This window comes from Bacillus sp. EE-W1 (assembly GCF_009760835.1).
GTDB lineage: Bacteria > Bacillota > Bacilli > Bacillales > Bacillaceae_G > Bacillus_A > Bacillus_A wiedmannii.
In genome coordinates, this window is sequence record NZ_WIPE01000152.1 from 1 (window position 1) to 555 (window position 555).

General features: G+C 57.8%; 1 protein-coding gene. It reads right to left on the reverse strand.

Features of this window, described 5'->3' with window-relative positions; all coding sequences use genetic code 11:
- Positions 1–555, reverse strand: a 555-nt coding sequence (locus GFJ36_RS28725) for a collagen-like domain-containing protein (protein ID WP_194956681.1), incomplete at both ends; no start/stop codon positions are given.

Sequence of the window (555 nt, forward strand, 5' to 3'; positions counted from 1 at the left end):
TTGCTCCCGTTTCTCCTGTCGCTCCTGTCAATCCAGTTGAGCCTGTCGCCCCGGTATCTCCTGTTACTCCTGTCGCACCTGTTGCTCCTGTCGGGCCAGGTGGTCCACCAGATGGACCTGTTACTCCCGCAGGACCTGATGGCCCCGTTGGGCCGGTCGGTCCTGCTGGTCCTCCAGATGGGCCTGTTACCCCTGTTGGACCGGTTACTCCTGTTGGGCCTGTAGTCCCTTCCCCTGTCGCACCTGTTGCTCCCGTATCTCCTGTTGCCCCCGTCGGACCTTGGATTCCTTGAATTCCTTGTGGACCTTGCACTCCTTGTGCGCCCGTCGCTCCTTGAATTCCTTGTACTCCTTGCACTCCTTGTGGCCCCATCGGACCGGTTGGACCTATCTCTCCTTGTACACCTTGCATTCCTTGGGGCCCCTCTGGACCTGTTGCTCCTATTTCCCCTTGTATCCCTTGAATTCCAGTTGCTCCTTGTGCTCCAGTTGCTCCCGTTATCCCTTGCACACCTTGTATTCCCTGAATTCCTTGTGGACCTTGTGGGCCTGTTG